Origin of the sequence: Paracoccus sp. FO-3 (genome assembly GCF_006386455.1) — a bacterium.
Classification (GTDB): Bacteria; Pseudomonadota; Alphaproteobacteria; order Rhodobacterales; family Rhodobacteraceae; genus Paracoccus; species Paracoccus versutus.
This window is the reverse complement of the sequence record NZ_VCBQ01000022.1, coordinates 16,400-32,217: the sequence shown is the minus strand read 5'-3', so window position 1 is coordinate 32,217 and position 15,818 is coordinate 16,400. Positions and strand designations below refer to the sequence as shown.

Annotated in this window: 16 protein-coding genes; 7 read left to right on the top strand and 9 right to left on the bottom strand. The window is 68.2% G+C overall.

Annotated elements, in window-relative coordinates; genetic code table 11:
- Positions 1–129 precede the first annotated feature (129 nt).
- Entirely contained in the window at positions 130–1,275 is a 1,146-nt protein-coding gene (locus FE811_RS08455) for a CaiB/BaiF CoA-transferase family protein (protein WP_116220679.1), read from the bottom strand.
- Positions 1,275–2,468: an acyl-CoA dehydrogenase gene (locus FE811_RS08450; protein ID WP_116220678.1), complete on the bottom strand. Its 1,194-nt coding sequence runs from the start codon at positions 2,466–2,468 to the stop codon at positions 1,275–1,277. Before FE811_RS08450 ends, FE811_RS08455 begins: the two co-directional genes overlap by 1 nt.
- A 104-nt stretch (positions 2,469–2,572) precedes the next feature.
- On the opposite strand from FE811_RS08450, the gene FE811_RS08445 reads away from it, so the two are divergent.
- Positions 2,573–3,481, top strand: a complete 909-nt coding sequence (locus tag FE811_RS08445; RefSeq protein WP_116220677.1) for a LysR family transcriptional regulator — start codon at positions 2,573–2,575, stop codon at positions 3,479–3,481.
- 177 nt (positions 3,482–3,658) lie between these two features.
- Here FE811_RS08445 and gabT read toward each other — a convergent pair whose 3' ends face one another.
- Entirely contained in the window at positions 3,659–4,939 is a 1,281-nt protein-coding gene (gene gabT, locus FE811_RS08440; RefSeq protein WP_116220676.1) for a 4-aminobutyrate--2-oxoglutarate transaminase, read from the bottom strand.
- 143 nt (positions 4,940–5,082) lie between these two features.
- Between gabT and FE811_RS08435 the strand changes: the two genes are divergently transcribed.
- Positions 5,083–5,661, top strand: coding sequence for a cupin domain-containing protein (locus FE811_RS08435; protein ID WP_036753347.1), 579 nt, complete (start codon positions 5,083–5,085; stop codon positions 5,659–5,661).
- Here FE811_RS08435 and FE811_RS08430 read toward each other — a convergent pair.
- From FE811_RS08430 to FE811_RS08410, 5 genes are all read right to left on the bottom strand, one after another.
- Positions 5,658–7,091 (bottom strand): NAD-dependent succinate-semialdehyde dehydrogenase, encoded by a 1,434-nt coding sequence (locus FE811_RS08430; RefSeq protein WP_116221665.1) that lies wholly within the window; start codon positions 7,089–7,091, stop codon positions 5,658–5,660. The two genes, FE811_RS08435 and FE811_RS08430, sit on opposite strands and share 4 nt — an antisense overlap.
- Before the next feature lie 130 nt (positions 7,092–7,221).
- Positions 7,222–7,644, bottom strand: coding sequence for a hypothetical protein (locus tag FE811_RS08425; RefSeq protein WP_140847175.1), 423 nt, complete (start codon positions 7,642–7,644; stop codon positions 7,222–7,224).
- Positions 7,645–7,650: 6 nt separating this feature from the next.
- Positions 7,651–8,154, bottom strand: coding sequence for a hypothetical protein (locus tag FE811_RS08420; protein WP_036753356.1), 504 nt, complete (start codon positions 8,152–8,154; stop codon positions 7,651–7,653).
- Positions 8,155–8,205: 51 nt separating this feature from the next.
- Positions 8,206–10,005 (bottom strand): translation elongation factor 4, encoded by a 1,800-nt coding sequence (lepA, locus tag FE811_RS08415; RefSeq protein WP_036753359.1) that lies wholly within the window; start codon positions 10,003–10,005, stop codon positions 8,206–8,208.
- Between the two features lie 41 nt (positions 10,006–10,046).
- Positions 10,047–10,952: a DMT family transporter gene (locus FE811_RS08410; protein WP_116220673.1), complete on the bottom strand. Its 906-nt coding sequence runs from the start codon at positions 10,950–10,952 to the stop codon at positions 10,047–10,049.
- A gap of 104 nt (positions 10,953–11,056) precedes the next feature.
- Here FE811_RS08410 and FE811_RS08405 point away from each other — a divergent pair, with 104 nt between their 5' ends.
- From FE811_RS08405 to FE811_RS08385, 5 genes are all read left to right on the top strand, one after another.
- Positions 11,057–11,242, top strand: coding sequence for a heavy-metal-associated domain-containing protein (locus FE811_RS08405; protein WP_036753366.1), 186 nt, complete (start codon positions 11,057–11,059; stop codon positions 11,240–11,242).
- 167 nt (positions 11,243–11,409) lie between these two features.
- Entirely contained in the window at positions 11,410–11,715 is a 306-nt protein-coding gene (locus tag FE811_RS08400; RefSeq protein ID WP_072462232.1) for a hypothetical protein, read from the top strand.
- Positions 11,716–11,722: 7 nt separating this feature from the next.
- Entirely contained in the window at positions 11,723–12,403 is a 681-nt protein-coding gene (locus FE811_RS08395) for an NAD-dependent deacylase (RefSeq protein ID WP_116220672.1), read from the top strand.
- Positions 12,404–12,584: 181 nt separating this feature from the next.
- Entirely contained in the window at positions 12,585–13,727 is a 1,143-nt protein-coding gene (locus FE811_RS08390; RefSeq protein ID WP_140847172.1) for an alpha-D-ribose 1-methylphosphonate 5-triphosphate diphosphatase, read from the top strand.
- Between the two features lie 99 nt (positions 13,728–13,826).
- Positions 13,827–14,165 (top strand): carboxymuconolactone decarboxylase family protein, encoded by a 339-nt coding sequence (locus tag FE811_RS08385; protein ID WP_036753378.1) that lies wholly within the window; start codon positions 13,827–13,829, stop codon positions 14,163–14,165.
- 21 nt (positions 14,166–14,186) lie between these two features.
- Here FE811_RS08385 and FE811_RS08380 read toward each other — a convergent pair whose 3' ends face one another.
- Positions 14,187–15,818, bottom strand: a complete 1,632-nt coding sequence (locus FE811_RS08380; protein WP_116220670.1) for an alpha-D-glucose phosphate-specific phosphoglucomutase — start codon at positions 15,816–15,818, stop codon at positions 14,187–14,189.

Sequence of the window (15,818 nt, the reverse complement as noted above, 5' to 3'; positions counted from 1 at the left end):
CCGAAGCATTCCCATGGCATGAGGCCGTTCAGCGTCTTGCCCCTGCGGGCAAGGCTGCAGGCTGCGACGAACCGCTCCATTCATTGGCGGGAATCGCCCCATCAAATCATCGGAACAAACACCCAGGGCTCACCCTTGGAAGCACCATTCGCCATCGCCAAGCGCCGGGGCGGCGCGTTCCGTCACCAGCGGGCTGCGCGAAAAGCGCAGCGGGCTGCGCAGGCCGGCAATGCCCTCGGGGGCGATGCGCAGGTCGCGGGCCTGCACCTGCGGTTCGGCCAGGGCCTCGGCCACGTCGTTGACCGGGCCGGCGGGCACCCCCGCCCCCTCCAGCGCGGCGATCAGCGCGCTCCGGGTGAAGCGGCGCGTGGCATCGGCCAAGAGCGGCGCCAACCGCGCGCGGTTCGCCACCCGCGCGGGGTTGGTGGCAAAGTCCGGGTCATCCGCCAGTGTGGGCAGTTCCAGCACTCGACACAGCGCTGCAAACTGACGGTCATTCCCGCAGGCGACGATCAGATGCCCGTCCGAGGCCGGGAACAGCTGATAGGGCACGATATTCGGGTGCGCATTGCCCAGCCGGTGCGGCACCGTGCCGCCCAGCAGGTAATTCGTCGCCTGATTGGCCAGCACGGCGACGCCGCAATCCAGCAGCGACAGGTCCAGATGCTGGCCCAGGCCCGAGCGCGCCCGCTCGGCCAGCGCCGCCTGCACGGCGATCACCCCGTAAAGCCCGGTGAAGATGTCGATCCAGGCCACGCCGACCTTCTGCGGCTCGCCCGCCGGATCGCCGGTCAGGTCCATGATGCCCGACATGCCCTGGATCAGGAAATCATAGCCCGGCTGCGCCGCGCGCGGCCCGTCCTGCCCGAAGCCGGTGATCGAGGCATAGACCAGCCGCGGATTGCGCGCCGAAAGCGTCTCGTAGTCCAGCCCGAACTTGCGCAGGCCCCCCAGCTTGAAATTCTCGATCACCACGTCGGCCTGGTCGATCAGCGCCCGCAGCCGCTCCAGATCGGCGGGGTCGTTGAAGTCGCAGGTGACGGAGCGCTTGCCGCGATTGGCGGCGTGGAAATAGGCCGCGACCCGTTCGGTCATCCCGTCCGCGCGCGGCCGCTCGATGAAGGGTGGACCCCAGCGGCGGGTGTCGTCGCCCTCGGGCGCCTCGACCTTGATCACCTCGGCGCCCAGGTCGGCCAGCGTCTGGCCGATCCACGGGCCGGCCAGGATGCGCGCCAGCTCGACGACGCGCAGCCCCTTCAGCGCCGGCTGATCCATCACGCAAACGCCTGGATGCCGGTCTGCGCCCGGCCCAGGATCAGCGCATGAACGTCATGCGTGCCCTCATAGGTGTTCACCGTTTCCAGGTTCTGCGCGTGGCGCATGACGTGATAGCCGATCTGGATGCCGTTGCCGCCATGCATATCGCGGGCCTGCCGCGCGATCTCCAGCGCCTTGCCGCAATTGTTGCGCTTGACGATGGAAATCATCTCGGGCGCGAACTTGCCCTCGTCGAAAAGCCGCCCGACCCGCAGGCTGGCTTGCAGGCCCAAGGCGATCTCGGTCTGCATGTCGGCGAGCTTCTTCTGGTAAAGCTGCGTCGCGGCCAGCGGGCGGTTGAACTGGTGGCGATCCAGCCCGTATTGCCGGGCGCGGAACCAGCAATCCTCGGCCGCGCCCATGGCGCCCCAGCTGATGCCGTAGCGCGCGCGGTTCAGGCAGCCGAAGGGACCGCCCATGCCCTCGATATTCGGAAGCAGCGCATCCTCGCCGACCTCGACATTCTCCATCACGATCTCGCCGGTGATCGAGGCGCGCAGGCTCAGCTTGCCCTCGATCTTGGGCGCCGAAAGGCCGGACGTGCCCTTGTCCAGCACGAAGCCGCGCACCTTGCCGCCATGCGCCTCGGACTTGGCCCAGACCACGAAGACATCGGCGATGGGCGCGTTCGATATCCACATCTTGGACCCGTTCAGCACATAGCCGTCCCCGGTCTTGCGGGCCACCGTGCGCATCCCGGCGGGGTCCGAGCCCGCGTCCGGCTCGGTCAGGCCAAAGCAGCCGATGAACTCGCCCGAGGCCAGTTTCGGCAGGTATTTCTGCTTCTGCTCTTCGCTGCCATAGGCCTCGATCGGGAACATGACCAGCGAGCTTTGCACCGAAGCCATCGAGCGATAGCCCGAATCGATGCGCTCGATCTCGCGCGCGACCAGCCCATAGGCGACGTAAGAGGCACCGACGCCGCCATAGGCTTCGTCCACGGTGACGCCCAGCAGGCCCGAGGCACCCATTTCGCGGAATATCTCGGGATCGGTCTCTTCGTTCAGATAGGCGGCCTCGACGCGCGGTGCCAGCCGGTCGGCGGCGAAGGCCGCGGCACTGTCGCGGATCATCCGCTCTTCCTCGGTCAGTTGGTCGTCGAACAGGAACGGGTCGGACCACGAGAAAGGGCCGCCCTTGTGCGATTTCATCGTCACGGTGATGCCTCATGCGCTGATGCTTGTCGGTTCATTCATTACCGCTTTCAAACCGGGCCGGAAAATGGATAATCCTCATTACTTCATGCATGGGATGAATGTTCTTGCGGCAAAGGCGCTTTCTTCCGAACCTCAGCCTGCTGCTGGCCTTCGACGCGGTGATGCGCACCGGCTCGGTCACGGGCGCGGCGCAGGACCTGGGGCTGACGCAAAGCACGGTCAGCCGGCTGCTGCAAAGCCTTGAGGCGCAACTGGGGCAGGAACTGTTCATCCGCCACAAGAAGCGCCTGACCCCGACCGAAGCGGCCGAGCGCTATTTCCGCGACGTTTCCGCGGCGCTGGACCTGGTCCAGCGCGCCAGCATGTCGCTGATCGCCAACCCCGACGGCGGCAGCCTGGACCTGGCCGTGCTGCCGACCTTTGCCACGCGCTGGCTGGCGCCACGGCTGCCGGATTTCCTGTCGGCGCATCCGGGCGTGTCGATCAACCTGACGACGCGCTTTCGCCGCTTCAGCTTCGACGAAGAGCCGTTCGACGCGATGATCTTCTACGGCCGGGACGACTGGCCAGGGGCCAAGCACCTGAAGCTGTTCGACGAAAGGCTGACCGCCTGCGCCGCGCCCGATCTGCTGGCGCGGCGGCCGGTGACGGCGCCCGCCGACCTGGCCGGGATGGTGCTGCTGCAATTGCCGACCCGCCCCGATGCCTGGCAGGCCTGGTTCCGGGGCCAGGGGGCCGAGCCGCCGGCGCCGCTGGAGGGCATGATGATGGACCAGTTCTCGATGATGATCCAGGCGGCGATCTCGGGGCTGGGGATCGCGCTGCTGCCCGACTACCTGGCCCAGGTCGAGATCGCCGAGGGCCGGCTGGCGCCGGTGCTGCGGCAGGGGGTGCCGGGTAGCGGCGCCTATTGGCTGGCCTGGCCCGCGCGCAAGGCCGGGCTGAAGCCGCTGGCGGCCTTTCGCGACTGGATCGCCGCCCGCATGGCGCGGGACGGCATGGGTTAAGGGGCTGCTGAAAAAGTCCTTGGGACAGGACAGCGTGGGCAGGGAACCGGGAAATCCGCCTCAAATTTGTCGAAAACACCCCATTTTCTGGCCAATATTAGCTGGATCCAGAACGATTTCCGCTGCGTCGCTCTCTCAAAATCCTTTTTCAGCAGCCTGTTAAGGGGCCGCCCGCTTTCAGGCCGGGACCAGCGCCGCCTCGATGGCCGCTTCCAGGATCACCAGCGCCTCGGACAGCTGCGCGTCGGGGATGGTCAGCGGCGGCAGCAGGCGGATGACGTTATAGCGCGTGCCGCAGGACAGCAGGACCAGCCCCCGCGCCTCGGCCTCGGCCACGATGGCGGCGGTCAGCTGCGGGTCGGGCTGGCTGCGGTCGCCGGCCTGCACCAGCTCGAAGGCGTTCATCGCCCCCAACCCGCGCACGTCGCCGATGGCCGGGAAGCGTCCCGCCAGCTTCTGCAGGCGCGCGCGGATGGCCAGGCCGATTTCCTCGGCGCGGGCGCAAAGGTCTTCGTCCTCGACCACCTCCAGCACGGCAAGCGCGGCGGCGATAGCCAGCGGGTTGCCGGCATAGGTCCCGCCCAGCCCGCCGGGCGCCGGCGCGTCCACGATTTCGGCCCGCCCCGTCACCGCCGACAGCGGAAAGCCCCCGGCGAGCCCCTTGGCCATGGTCACCAGGTCGGGCGCGACGCCGGAATGCTGGAAGCCGAACATGCGGCCGGTGCGGGCCATGCCGGCCTGGATCTCGTCGCCGATCAGCACGATGCCGTGGCTGTCGCAGATCCGGCGCAGCGCGGCCAGGAACTCGGGCGGGGCGACGTTGAAGCCGCCCTCGCCCTGCACCGGCTCGACGATGATCGCCGCCACGCGCCGCGGGTCGATGGACGAGGCCAGCAGCGTCTCGAGATGCGCAATCGCCTGCGCCGTGGTCACGCCCGCCATGGCGTTCGGGAAGATCGCGTGATGGATCTCGGGCGGCATGGCGCCGAAACCGGCCTTGTAGGGCGCGACCTTGCCGGTCAGCGCCATGCCCAGAAGCGTGCGGCCATGGAAGGCGCCGTTGAAGGCGATCACGCCCGAGCGCCCGGTAAAGGCCCGCGCCATCTTCACCGCATTCTCGACCGCCTCGGCGCCGGTGGTGGCGAACATGGTCTTTTTCGCGAAATCGCCGGGGGTCAGCGCGTTCAGCCGCTCGGCCAGGGCGACATAGGTTTCATAGGGCGCGACATGGAAGCAGGTATGGGTGAAGTCCTGCATCTGGCGCTGGACCGCCTCGATCACCCTGGGATGGCGATGGCCGGTGTTGTTCACCGCGATGCCGGCGGCGAAATCCAGCATCCGCCGGCCGTCCGCGGTCCAAAGCTCGGCATTCTCGGCCCGGACGGCATAGATGTCCCGCGTGCCGACGCCGCGCGCCACCGCCGCCTTGCGCCGGTCGATCAACTGTCTCGATTCCATGTGCACACCTCCATGCTGACGCAATCGCAATACACGATGCTCAATATCTTGAGCAACAGGTTTCTTGGAATCCTCGCATGCCCGCAATGCTGGTGCGCAGTCGCCAGCCCTGATAACCTGCGCAAAACGGCATCGGGGCAAGGATGAGCGATTTCGACGTAGGCGCACGGCTGAAGGAATTGCGCAGCGGCGCGGGCCTGTCGCAGCGGCAGCTGGCCGAGGCTTCCGGCGTGCCGCATGGCCAGGTCTCGATGATCGAGACCGGGCGCTCCAGCCCCTCGGTCGCCTCGCTGCGCAAGATCCTTGGCGGGCTGGGCGTCACCATGTCCGAGTTCTTCGAGCCGGACCTGCCGCAAAGCCCGCAGCCCTTCTTTACCCCGGCCGAGCTGCGCGACCTGACCTCGCGGCTTTACTCGGCGACGCAGGGGCCGGTCGGGCGCATGACCCTGCGCCAGGTCGGCGACGCGCGGCTGCACAACCTGCAGGTCCTGCACGAACGCTATGAGCCGGGTGCCGACACCGGCGAGACCATGCTGGCCCATCACGGCAGCGAGGGCGGCATCGTCATCGCCGGCGAGATCGAGCTGACCGTGGGCGACCAGAGCCGGGTGCTGAAGGCCGGCGACAGCTATCTCTTTGCTTCGAACCAGCCGCATCGCTTCCGCAATGTCTCGGATCGCGAGGCGGTGGTGGTCAGCGCCTGCACGCCGCCCTATCTCTAGCCCTTGCGAGTGACCAGGCGGGTTTGCAGATAGGCGCCGATCGCCTCGGAACCGCCCTCGGTGCCCATGCCGGAATCGCCGATCCCGCCAAAGGGCAGTTCCGGCAGCGACAGGCCGACGTGGTTGATGGTCAGCATCCCGGCCTGGATTTCGTCCTGCAACCGCTGCGCGCGGGCCGAACTGCCCGTCCAGGCATAGCTGGCCAGGCCATAGGGCAGCCGGTTCGCCTCGGCAAAGGCCTCGTCATCGCTGCGGAACCTGTTGACCACGGCGATGGGACCGAAGGGTTCCTCGTTCATCACCGCCGCATCCGCAGGCACGTCGGCCAGCACGGTCGGAGCAAAGAACCAGCCCTCGTTGCCGATGCGCGCGCCGCCGGTCGCCAGCCGCGCGCCGCGGTCCAGCGCATCGCGGATCAGCCGCTCGATGGCGGGGATGCGGCGGGCGTTGGCCAGCGGTCCCATGGCGCTGTCCGGGTCCGTGCCCGGCCCGACCTTGGCGGCGGCCAGCGCGGCGGTGAAGCCTTCGGTAAAGCGATCCGCCACGCCTTCCTGCACCAGGAAGCGGGTGGGCGAGATGCAGACCTGCCCGGCATTGCGCAGCTTCGCGGCCGCCATGGCCGAGACCGCCGCATCCACATCGGCATCGTCGAAGACCAGCACCGGCGCGTGCCCGCCCAGCTCCATGGTGGCGGGCTTCATGTGCAGCCCGGCCATCGAGGCCAGCTGCTTGCCCACCGCCGTCGAGCCGGTGAAGGACACCTTGCGGATCACCGGATGCGGGATCAGGTAGCCCGAGATCTCGGCCGGGTCGCCATAGACCAGGTTCACCACCCCCGCCGGCACCCCGGCATCGGCAAAGCAGCGGATCAGCTCGGCGGGCGAGGCCGGGGTTTCCTCGGGCGCCTTGACGATGATGGTGCAGCCCGCCGCCAGCGCAGCCGAGACCTTGCGAACCGCCTGGTTGATCGGGAAATTCCACGGCGTGAAGGCGGCGACCGGGCCCAGCGGCTCCCGGATCGTCAGCTGGGTGACGCCGGGCACGCGGGGCGGGATGACCTGGCCATAGGTGCGCCGGGCCTCTTCGGCGAACCATTCGATGATCTCGGCGCCGGCCATGGTCTCGACCCGCGCCTGGGCCAAGGGCTTGCCCTGCTCGGCCACCATCAGCGCGGCGATGGCCTCGGCGCGCTCGCGCAAAAGCGCCGCCGCCTTGCGCATCAGGTCCGAGCGCTGCAGCGGCGAGCTGCGCTTCCATTCGGCAAAGGTGCGGTCGGCGGCGGCCAGCGCCTCGTCCAGGTCGGCGATGCCGGCATGGGCGACGCGGCCGATCTCGGCGCCGGTGGCCGGGTTCAGCACCGGCAGGCTGCGCCCGTCCCGCGCGGGGCGCCAGGTTCCGTCGATGAAAAGCTGCGTGTTCGGATAGCTCATCCTGTCCCCCTGCTGGAATCGGCCGTCGGCCGCTTCGGTCATAGGGCAAGGCGGGGCGGTTTTCAATCCGCTTGCTCAATATCCTGAACGGTAGCTTGCAGCATGATTGCGCATCGGCAGGGGCCCTGCCCTAGCCTCCGCCACCGCCGCCGAACAGCAGGTTGAAGAATCGCGAGCCGATGACGAACGAGCCGACGGTGACAATCCCCGCCGCCAGCGTCATCTTGGTTCCCAGCGGCACCTCTGCCCCGGTCCTGGTCCGGCCGAACAGCTGAAAGAAGAATGCCAGGATCACCACAAAGGACGGCAGCAGGTTTTCCAGCAAGGTATCCTTGCTCAGATAGGTCAGATAGGCGACCAGCAGCCCGATAAAGGAAAAGAATGTCAGCTCGAATGGGGCGAGAACCTTTTCCCCTTCATCGAAGCGGATGAAAAGCAGCAGCACCAGCGGAAAGGCGATCGCGAAGAATATGGCGGGCAGCAGGTCCGAAAGCGCCAAAAGGAAATTGAAAAGCGAAAGTTCGGCCCGTTCGGCGATGTTGCCCCAGTTCAACGCCATCTATTCCTGCCCCAGCCGGCAAGGATCGCTGGCATAGCAACTGTTCAGGCGATCCCTGGAACTGGCGGCCTCGTCCCGATAGATGCCCATGAACTGGTCATAAAGCCTGTAATACCGGCTGGAGGACTTGTTCGACACCGAGCATTGCCCGCGTTCCTCGGCGATCCGGTAGTCGTAATTGCTTTTCTCGTTCGGGGAAAGGTCGCCCCTGCCGGCGGCGGCATTCACCCTGGCCTCGACAATAAGCAGATCCCGGCAGATCTGGTCTATCGACTCGTTGAACGCCTCGAGATAGGTGACCCGGTAAAGCTCCAGATCCCGGCGATACTTGATCAGGCTGTCCAGCTTTTTCAGGCTGTTATCGACTTGCGGAAAGGCTTCGCTCAGCAGCTGCCGCTGGGTCTGCACATTGATCGGGACCGGGAAGCCGAAATCGTCGCCCTCTTGGGCGAAAGCTCCCGTGCCCAGGGAAAAACCCGCCAGTAAAACGAATGCAACACGCATACCATTCCCCGATGTGGCGCGAATCCATGCTGCCACAATCCGGGGAATGTGTCATCCATCCATCTTCAACGCCTGGATGAATGCCGTCTGCGGGATCTCGACCTTGCCGAACTGGCGCATCTTCTTCTTGCCGGCCTTTTGCTTTTCCAGCAGCTTCTTCTTGCGCGTCGCGTCGCCGCCATAGCATTTCGCCGTCACGTCCTTGCGCATCGCCGACAGCGTCTCGCGCGCGATCACCCGGCTGCCGATGGCGGCCTGGATCGGGATCTTGAACATGTGGCGCGGGATAAGCTCTTTCAGCTTTTCCACCATCGCCCGGCCGCGGCTTTCGGCGCGGTCGCGGTGGACCATGATCGACAGCGCATCCACCGGCTCGTCATTCACCAGGATCGACATCTTGACCAGATAATCCTCGCGATATTCCGAGAGCTGGTAATCGAAGCTGGCATAGCCCTTGGTCACGGATTTCAGCCGGTCGTAGAAATCGAACACCACCTCGGCCAGCGGCAGGTCATAGACCACCATCGCCCGGTTGCCGGCATAGGTCAGGTCCATCTGGATGCCGCGGCGGTCCTGGCAGAGCTTGAGCACGTCGCCCAGGTATTCGTCCGGCACCATGATCGTGGCCTTGATGCGCGGCTCTTCGATATGGTCGACATGGGTCAGGTCGGGCATGTCGGCGGGGTTGTGCAGCTCGCGCACCTCGCCGTCGCGCATGTGCAGGCGGAACACCACCGAGGGCGCGGTGGTGATCAGGTCAAGGTCGTATTCGCGCTCCAGCCGGTCGCGGATCACCTCGAGGTGCAGAAGGCCCAGGAAGCCGCAGCGGAAGCCGAACCCCAGCGCGGCCGAGGTCTCCATCTCGTAGGAAAAGCTCGCGTCGTTCAGCGCCAGCTTCTCGATGGCATCGCGCAGCGCCTCGAAGTCGTTGGCATCGACCGGGAAGAGGCCGCAGAAGACCACCGGCTGCGCCGGCTTGAAGCCCGGCAGCGGCTTGTCGGTGCCCTTGCGCTCATGCGTGATGGTGTCGCCGACACGGGTGTCGCGCACCTGCTTGATCGAGGCGGTCAAGACGCCGATCTCGCCCGGCCCCAGCTCGGCGATGTCCTGCATCTGCGGGCGCAGCACCGCCAGCTTGTCGATGCCGTAGACGGCGTTGGTCTGCATCATGCGGATGCGGTCGCCCTTGCGGATCACCCCGTCCATGACCCGGATCATCACCACGACGCCCAGATAGGGGTCATACCACGAATCGACCAGCATCGCCTTCAGCGGTGCGTCGCGGTCGCCCTTGGGGGCCGGCAGGCGGGTGACGATGGCCTCCAGCACGTCGGGGATGCCAAGCCCGGTCTTGGCCGAGATCTCGATGGCGTCCTGGGCGTCGATGCCGATCACGTCCTCGATCTGTTCCTTGACGCGGTCGGGCTCGGCCGCGGGCAGGTCGATCTTGTTCAGCACCGGCACGATCTCGTGCCCGGCGTCGATGGCCTGGTAGACATTGGCCAGCGTCTGCGCCTCGACCCCCTGGGTCGCGTCCACGACCAGAAGCGAGCCCTCGACCGCGCGCATCGACCGGCTGACCTCATAGGCGAAGTCCACGTGGCCGGGCGTGTCGATCAGGTTCAGCACATAGGTGCGCCCGTCCTTCGCCGGGTATTCGATGCGCACGGTGTTGGCCTTGATGGTGATGCCCCGCTCGCGCTCGATATCCATGCTGTCGAGCAGCTGGGCCTTCATGTCGCGTTCGGCGACCGTGCCCGTCAACTGGATCAGGCGGTCGGCCAGGGTGGATTTGCCGTGGTCGATATGGGCCACGATCGAGAAATTGCGGATGAGGTCAAGGTCGGTCATGGCCGGGCTATACAAGGGCTTTGGCGTTGCGGAAAGGGGGTTCATGCGGCCGTGACAAAGCCGGCCTCGCGCAGCCGGCGCCGGCGCAGCGCGGCCTCGCGCCACATGGTATAGCAGCCCGAGACGACGATCAGCCCGGCGCCCAGAAGCGTGGGCAGGTCGGGACGTTCGTCGAAGACCAGGAAGGCCAGGATCAGCGCAAAGACCAGCCGGGAATAGCGATAGGGCGCGATGGCCGAAGCCTCGCCGATGCGGGTGGCGGCGACCAGCAGGGCATAGCCGCCGACGCCGACGACCATGCAGCCCGCCAGCTGGCCCAGCTGCACCGCGCCGGGCCGCGCAAGCGGCTGGCCCAGGGCGGCCCACATGGCCAGCCCGCCCAGCATGATCGCCAGAAAGGCCGAGCCGGCGATCTGGTCCGAGGGGATGCTGTCGGGGATGCGGCGCGTCGCCAGGTCGCGCACCACCAGCGCCACCACGGCAAGCAGGGCCATCAGCGAGACCGGCTGGAAGCCCGCAAATCCCGGCCGCACGATCAGCAGCACGCCCGCGAAGCCCACGGCGATCGCGCTGCAGCGGCGCCAGCCCACCGGCTCGCCCAGAAACAGCGCCGCGCCCAGGACGATGAAAAGCGGCAGCGCCTGCAGGATCGCCGAGGTCGAGGAAAGCTCGCTCAGCGCCAGCGCCACGGTAAAGCCGATGGCGCCCACCACCTCGCCCAGGTTGCGCAAGAGCAGCAGCGGATGCAGCAGCTGGCGCGTCCAGAAGCGTCGCCGCCGACGCAGGAGCGAGGCCCAGAAGGCCAGGAAACCCATGCCGCCCACCATGGCCAGAACCTGCGCATAGGGCAGGCCCATGGTCATCAGCTTGACGAACATGTCCTCGAAGGCGAACAGCGCCATGGACAGGACCATCAGGATCGCGCCACGGAAGTTTTCAGTGACCATCGGTCGCAGCCTCATGTGGGGGAGTTGCGCCCGCGGCGCCTTGGCGCGATCATAGCCGCGTTGCCGGGCAGGCGAAAGGTCCGGGCAGGCGAAAGGATGCACCGATGAAATTCCGCGTCGAGGACATGAGCTGCGGCCATTGCACCGCCGCCATCGAAAAGGCGGTGGCCGAGGCGGGCGGCAGGGCCGCGACCGACCTCGCCGGCCGCAGCGTCACGGTCGAGGGGCTGGATGCCGCCCGCGCGGCCGAGGTGATTCGCGAAGCCGGCTATACGCCGGAACCGGCCTGAGCGCATATCTTGGGGCGCGCGCGCCCGCAGCCGCCATCCTTGGATCCCCTGCGCCGCCCCGCCGCAATTGAGGCGAGGGGCGGCTTCTGCTAAGCTGCGCCGGACAAGAACGCGGCCGAAAGAGGGTGCCCAGCCCCGCTGCCGTGGCAGGAGCCGAGGAGACAGAGATGTTCAACCGATTGATGATCGCCGCCGCCGCGGTGGTGCTGACCACGCCGCTCGCCGTGGCGGGCCCGATCGATTCCGCCTGCGTCCGTTCGGAACGCGGCGCCCGCAACGGCCAGGCCTGCCGCTGCATCCAGCAGGTCGCCGACCAGACGCTGTCGCGCTCGGACCAGCGGCGCGCGGCGCGCTTCTTCCGCGACGCCGATGCGGCGCAAGAAGTGCGCATGTCGAAAAGCGATGCCGACAACGCCTTCTGGGCGCGCTACAAGAGTTTCGCCGCCGCGGCCGAGGCCTATTGCACGCGCTGAGGCGGGGATGCGCATCACCGTGCTGACGGGGGCCGGCATCTCGGCCGAAAGCGGGATCAGGACGTTCCGCGCCACCGACGGGCTGTGGGAAGAGCATCGCATCGAGGATGTCGCGACGCCCGAGGGCTTCCGCCGCGACCCGGCGCTGGTGCATCGCTTCTACAACCAGCGCCGCGCCGATGCCGCCCGCGCCCGGCCCAATGCGGCGCATCGGGCGCTGGCGCGGCTGGCGCAGCGCCACGAGCTGACCCTGGTCACGCAGAACGTGGACGACCTGCACGAACGCGGCGGCTCGCCCGAGGTGATCCACATGCACGGCAGCCTGCTCGGCGCGCTCTGCGCCGGCTGCGGGCACCGCTGGCCGGCGGCGCTGGTGATGCGCCCGCCCGATCCCTGCGCGGCCTGCGGCCAGGCGCTGGCCCGGCCCGACATCGTCTGGTTCGGCGAGATCCCCTATCACATGGAGCGGATCTGGCAGGCGGTCGAAAGCGCCGAACTCTTCGCCGCCATCGGCACCTCGGGCCTGGTCTATCCGGCCGCGGGCCTTGCCCAGCACGCCCGCCGCAACGGCGCCGAGACGATCGAACTGAACCTGGCGACCTCGGCCGTCAGCCGCGACTTCTCCGACCGCCGCACCGGCCCCGCCACCCTGGTGGTGCCGGAATGGGTCGATGCGCTCTGCGGCTGACCCCTCCCGCGTTTTTCTCCGTTGCGAAAATACCCCGGGGGAACGCCGGGCCGACCCCATCGAGGGGTCGGCCCGGCGTGGGGGCAGCGCCCCCAGGCGCCCCCTGCAACCCGCACCGCGCTTGACCAGGGCGGCGCAATCGGCCACCCCTGGCCTGCGCCCCGCAACCCCAAGGCCCGCCATGACCCGCACCATCCTTGCCAATGCCCGCCTGATCCTGCCCGAGACCGTGACCCCCGGCGCGCTGGTGCTGGAAGACGGCGCCATCGTCGCGATCCAGCCGGGCAACGCCGTGCCGGCCGGCGCGCTGGACATGCAGGGCGACTTCATCGCGCCCGGCATGGTCGAGCTGCATACCGACAACCTGGAGCGCCACATCCGCCCCCGCCCCGGCGTAGACTGGCCCCATGCCGGCGCCATCCTCGCCCATGACGCCGAACTGGCGGGCTGCGGCATCACCACGGTCTTCGACGCCATGCGCGTGGGCTCGATCCCGAACGAGGGGCCGGACCAGGATTACGACAAATATGCCCGCGAGCTGGCGCATGAACTCGCCGCGCTACGGGCGCGGGGCGCCTTGCGCATCAGCCATTTCCTGCACCTGCGCGCCGAGATCTGCTCGCAAACCCTGCTGGCCGAGCTGGACGAATTCGGCCCCGAGGACCGGGTCGGCATCATCAGCCTGATGGACCACACCCCCGGCCAGCGCCAGTTCCGCGACATCTCGAAGCTCGCGCAATACGTGCAGGGCAAGTACAAGCTCTCGGACGCGGCCTTCGCCGAGCATGTCGCCCGGCTGCAAGACCTGCGCGCCCGCTTCGGCGACCGGCACGAGGCGGCGGCAGTCGAGATCGCACATCGGCTGGGCGCGGTGCTGGCCAGCCATGACGACACCACGGCCGCCCATGTCGCGCTTTCGGCCGGCCATGGCGTGCGGCTGGCCGAGTTCCCGACCACGCCCGAGGCGGCGGCCGCCTGCCACGACCACGGCATCATGGTGATGATGGGCGCGCCCAACCTGATCCGCGGCGGCAGCCATTCCGGCAATGTCTCGGCGGCGGAGCTGGCGCGGGCCGGGCACCTGGACATCCTGTCCTCGGATTACGTGCCCTCGGGGCTCCTGGCCGGGGCGCTGATCCTGGCGCGGATCTGGGACGACCTGCCGCGCGCCATGGCGACGGTGACGGCCAATCCGGCGCAGGCGGCCGGGCTGAACGATCGCGGCCGCCTGGCGCCGGGGCTGCGCGCCGACCTGATCCGCTTTGCCATGCTGGAGGTGACGCCGGTCATGCGCGAGACCTGGGTGCGCGGGCGCCGGGTCTGATGCCGCGAACCTGCGAAAATTCGCAATTTCCTTGACCTGGATCAAGCCGTTCCGGCCGGCACCGGGCTAGCCATGCCCGGCCCAGAAGGAGTGCGAACCATGAGCTACAAGGCAAAGATCGACGAGATGCGCGGCGAATTGCGGGTGATGAACAAGGCCATCCCCGACACCACAAAGGGCTTCGGCGCGCTGACCAGGACGGTGCATGACGGCGGCGTGCTGGACGCCAAGACCAAGGAGTTCATCGCCGTCGGCATGGCCATCGTCCAGCGCTGCGAGCCCTGCATCCTGTTCCATGTCGAGGCGCTGATGAAGGCCGGCGCCACCCGCGAGGAACTGGGCGACGTGCTGTCCATGGCGATCCAGATGAGCGGCGGGCCCGGCCTGATGTATGCCGGCCGGGCGCTGGCCTGCTGGGACGAGCTGGCGGCGGGCTGATCCCGCCGCCGCAAGGCGCGCTCAGGTGATGACGTCGGGCGCGGCGCGGCCGGTGCGGGCGCGGATGCCGGCGATCTCCTCGGCGGCGGCGATGACCGCGGCCAGCGCCTGTTGCGGGTCGTCCTGCATCCGGGCCGAGTCGGTCTCGACCCGCTCCAGGTAGACGCGCAGCGTCGCCCCCTCGGTCCCGGTGCCCGACAGGCGCAGCACGATGCGGCCGCCGCCCTCGGTCATGATGCGCAGGCCCTGCCCCTCGCTGCGCGAGCCGTCCACCGGGTCGTCATAGGCGAACTCGTCCGCCGCCTCGATCCGCAGCCCGGCGGCACTCTGGCCCGGCAATTCGGCCAGCCGGTCGCGCAGGGCCGCCATCAGCTCGGCCGCGGCCGCCGCATCCACCGCCTCGTAATCGTGGCGCGAGTAATAGTTGCGGCCGTATCGGGCCCAATGGTCGGCCATGATCTCGGCCACGGACTGCCGGCGCTCGGCCAGCAGGTTCAGCCAGAACAGAACCGCCCAGAGCCCGTCCTTTTCCCGCACATGGTCCGAGCCGGTGCCGGCGCTTTCCTCGCCGCAGAGCGTGGCGCGGCCGGCATCGAGCAGGTTGCCGAAGAACTTCCAGCCGGTCGGCGTCTCGTAGCAGGCGATCCCAAGGCTCTCGGCCACCCGGTCCAGCGCGCGCGAGGTCGGCATCGACCGCGCCACCCCCTTCAGCCCGCCGGCATAGGCCGGGACCAGCGTGGCATTGGCCGCCAGCACCGCAAGGCTGTCCGAGGGCGTGACGTAGCAGCCCCGCCCGACGATCATGTTGCGGTCGCCGTCGCCATCCGAGGCGGCGCCGAAATCCGGCGCGCCCTCGCCGAACATCGCCTGCATCAGATCCTTGGCCCAGATCGGGTTCGGGTCCGGGTGGCCGCCGCCGAAATCGGGTTTCGGCTCGGCATTCACCACCGAGCCCGCGGGCGCCCCCAGCGCCCCTTCCAGGATCGCCCTGGCATAGGGGCCGGTCACGGCATGCATGGCATCGAAGCGGATGCGAAAGCCGTCCGCGAACAGCGCGCGGATCTTGGCGAAATCGAAGATCTGCGCCATCAGCGCCTGGTAGTCGGCGACGGGATCGACGACCTCGACCTCCATGCCGCCCAGGGTGGTGGTGCCCGGCCTGGACAGGTCCACGTCCTGCGCGTCGAGGATGCGGTATTCCGTCAGCGCCTTGGTCGCCTCGAAGATCGCCTCGGTCACGGGCTCGGGCGCGGGGCCGCCGTTGGCGGTGTTGTACTTGACGCCGAAATCCTCGGTCGGGCCGCCGGGGTTGTGGCTGGCGGACATGATGATGCCGCCGTCCGCGCCGCGCAGCCGGATCAGGTGCGAGGCGGCGGGGGTGGACAGCAGCGCGTTCTGCCCGACGATCACCTTCTTCGCCCCGCTGGCCGCCGCCATGCGCAGGATGACCTGTGCGGCGCGGTCGCCGAAATAGCGCCCGTCCCCACCCAGCACATAGGTCTTGCCCGCGGCGCCGCCGGTGCCGTTCCAGATCGCCTGGACGAAGTTTTCCAGGTAATGCGGCTCGATGAAGACCGGGGTCTTCTTGCGCAGGCCCGAGGTGCCGGGCTTCTGGCCCGCGATGGGCTGGGTCGGGACGGTGTGAACGGTCAT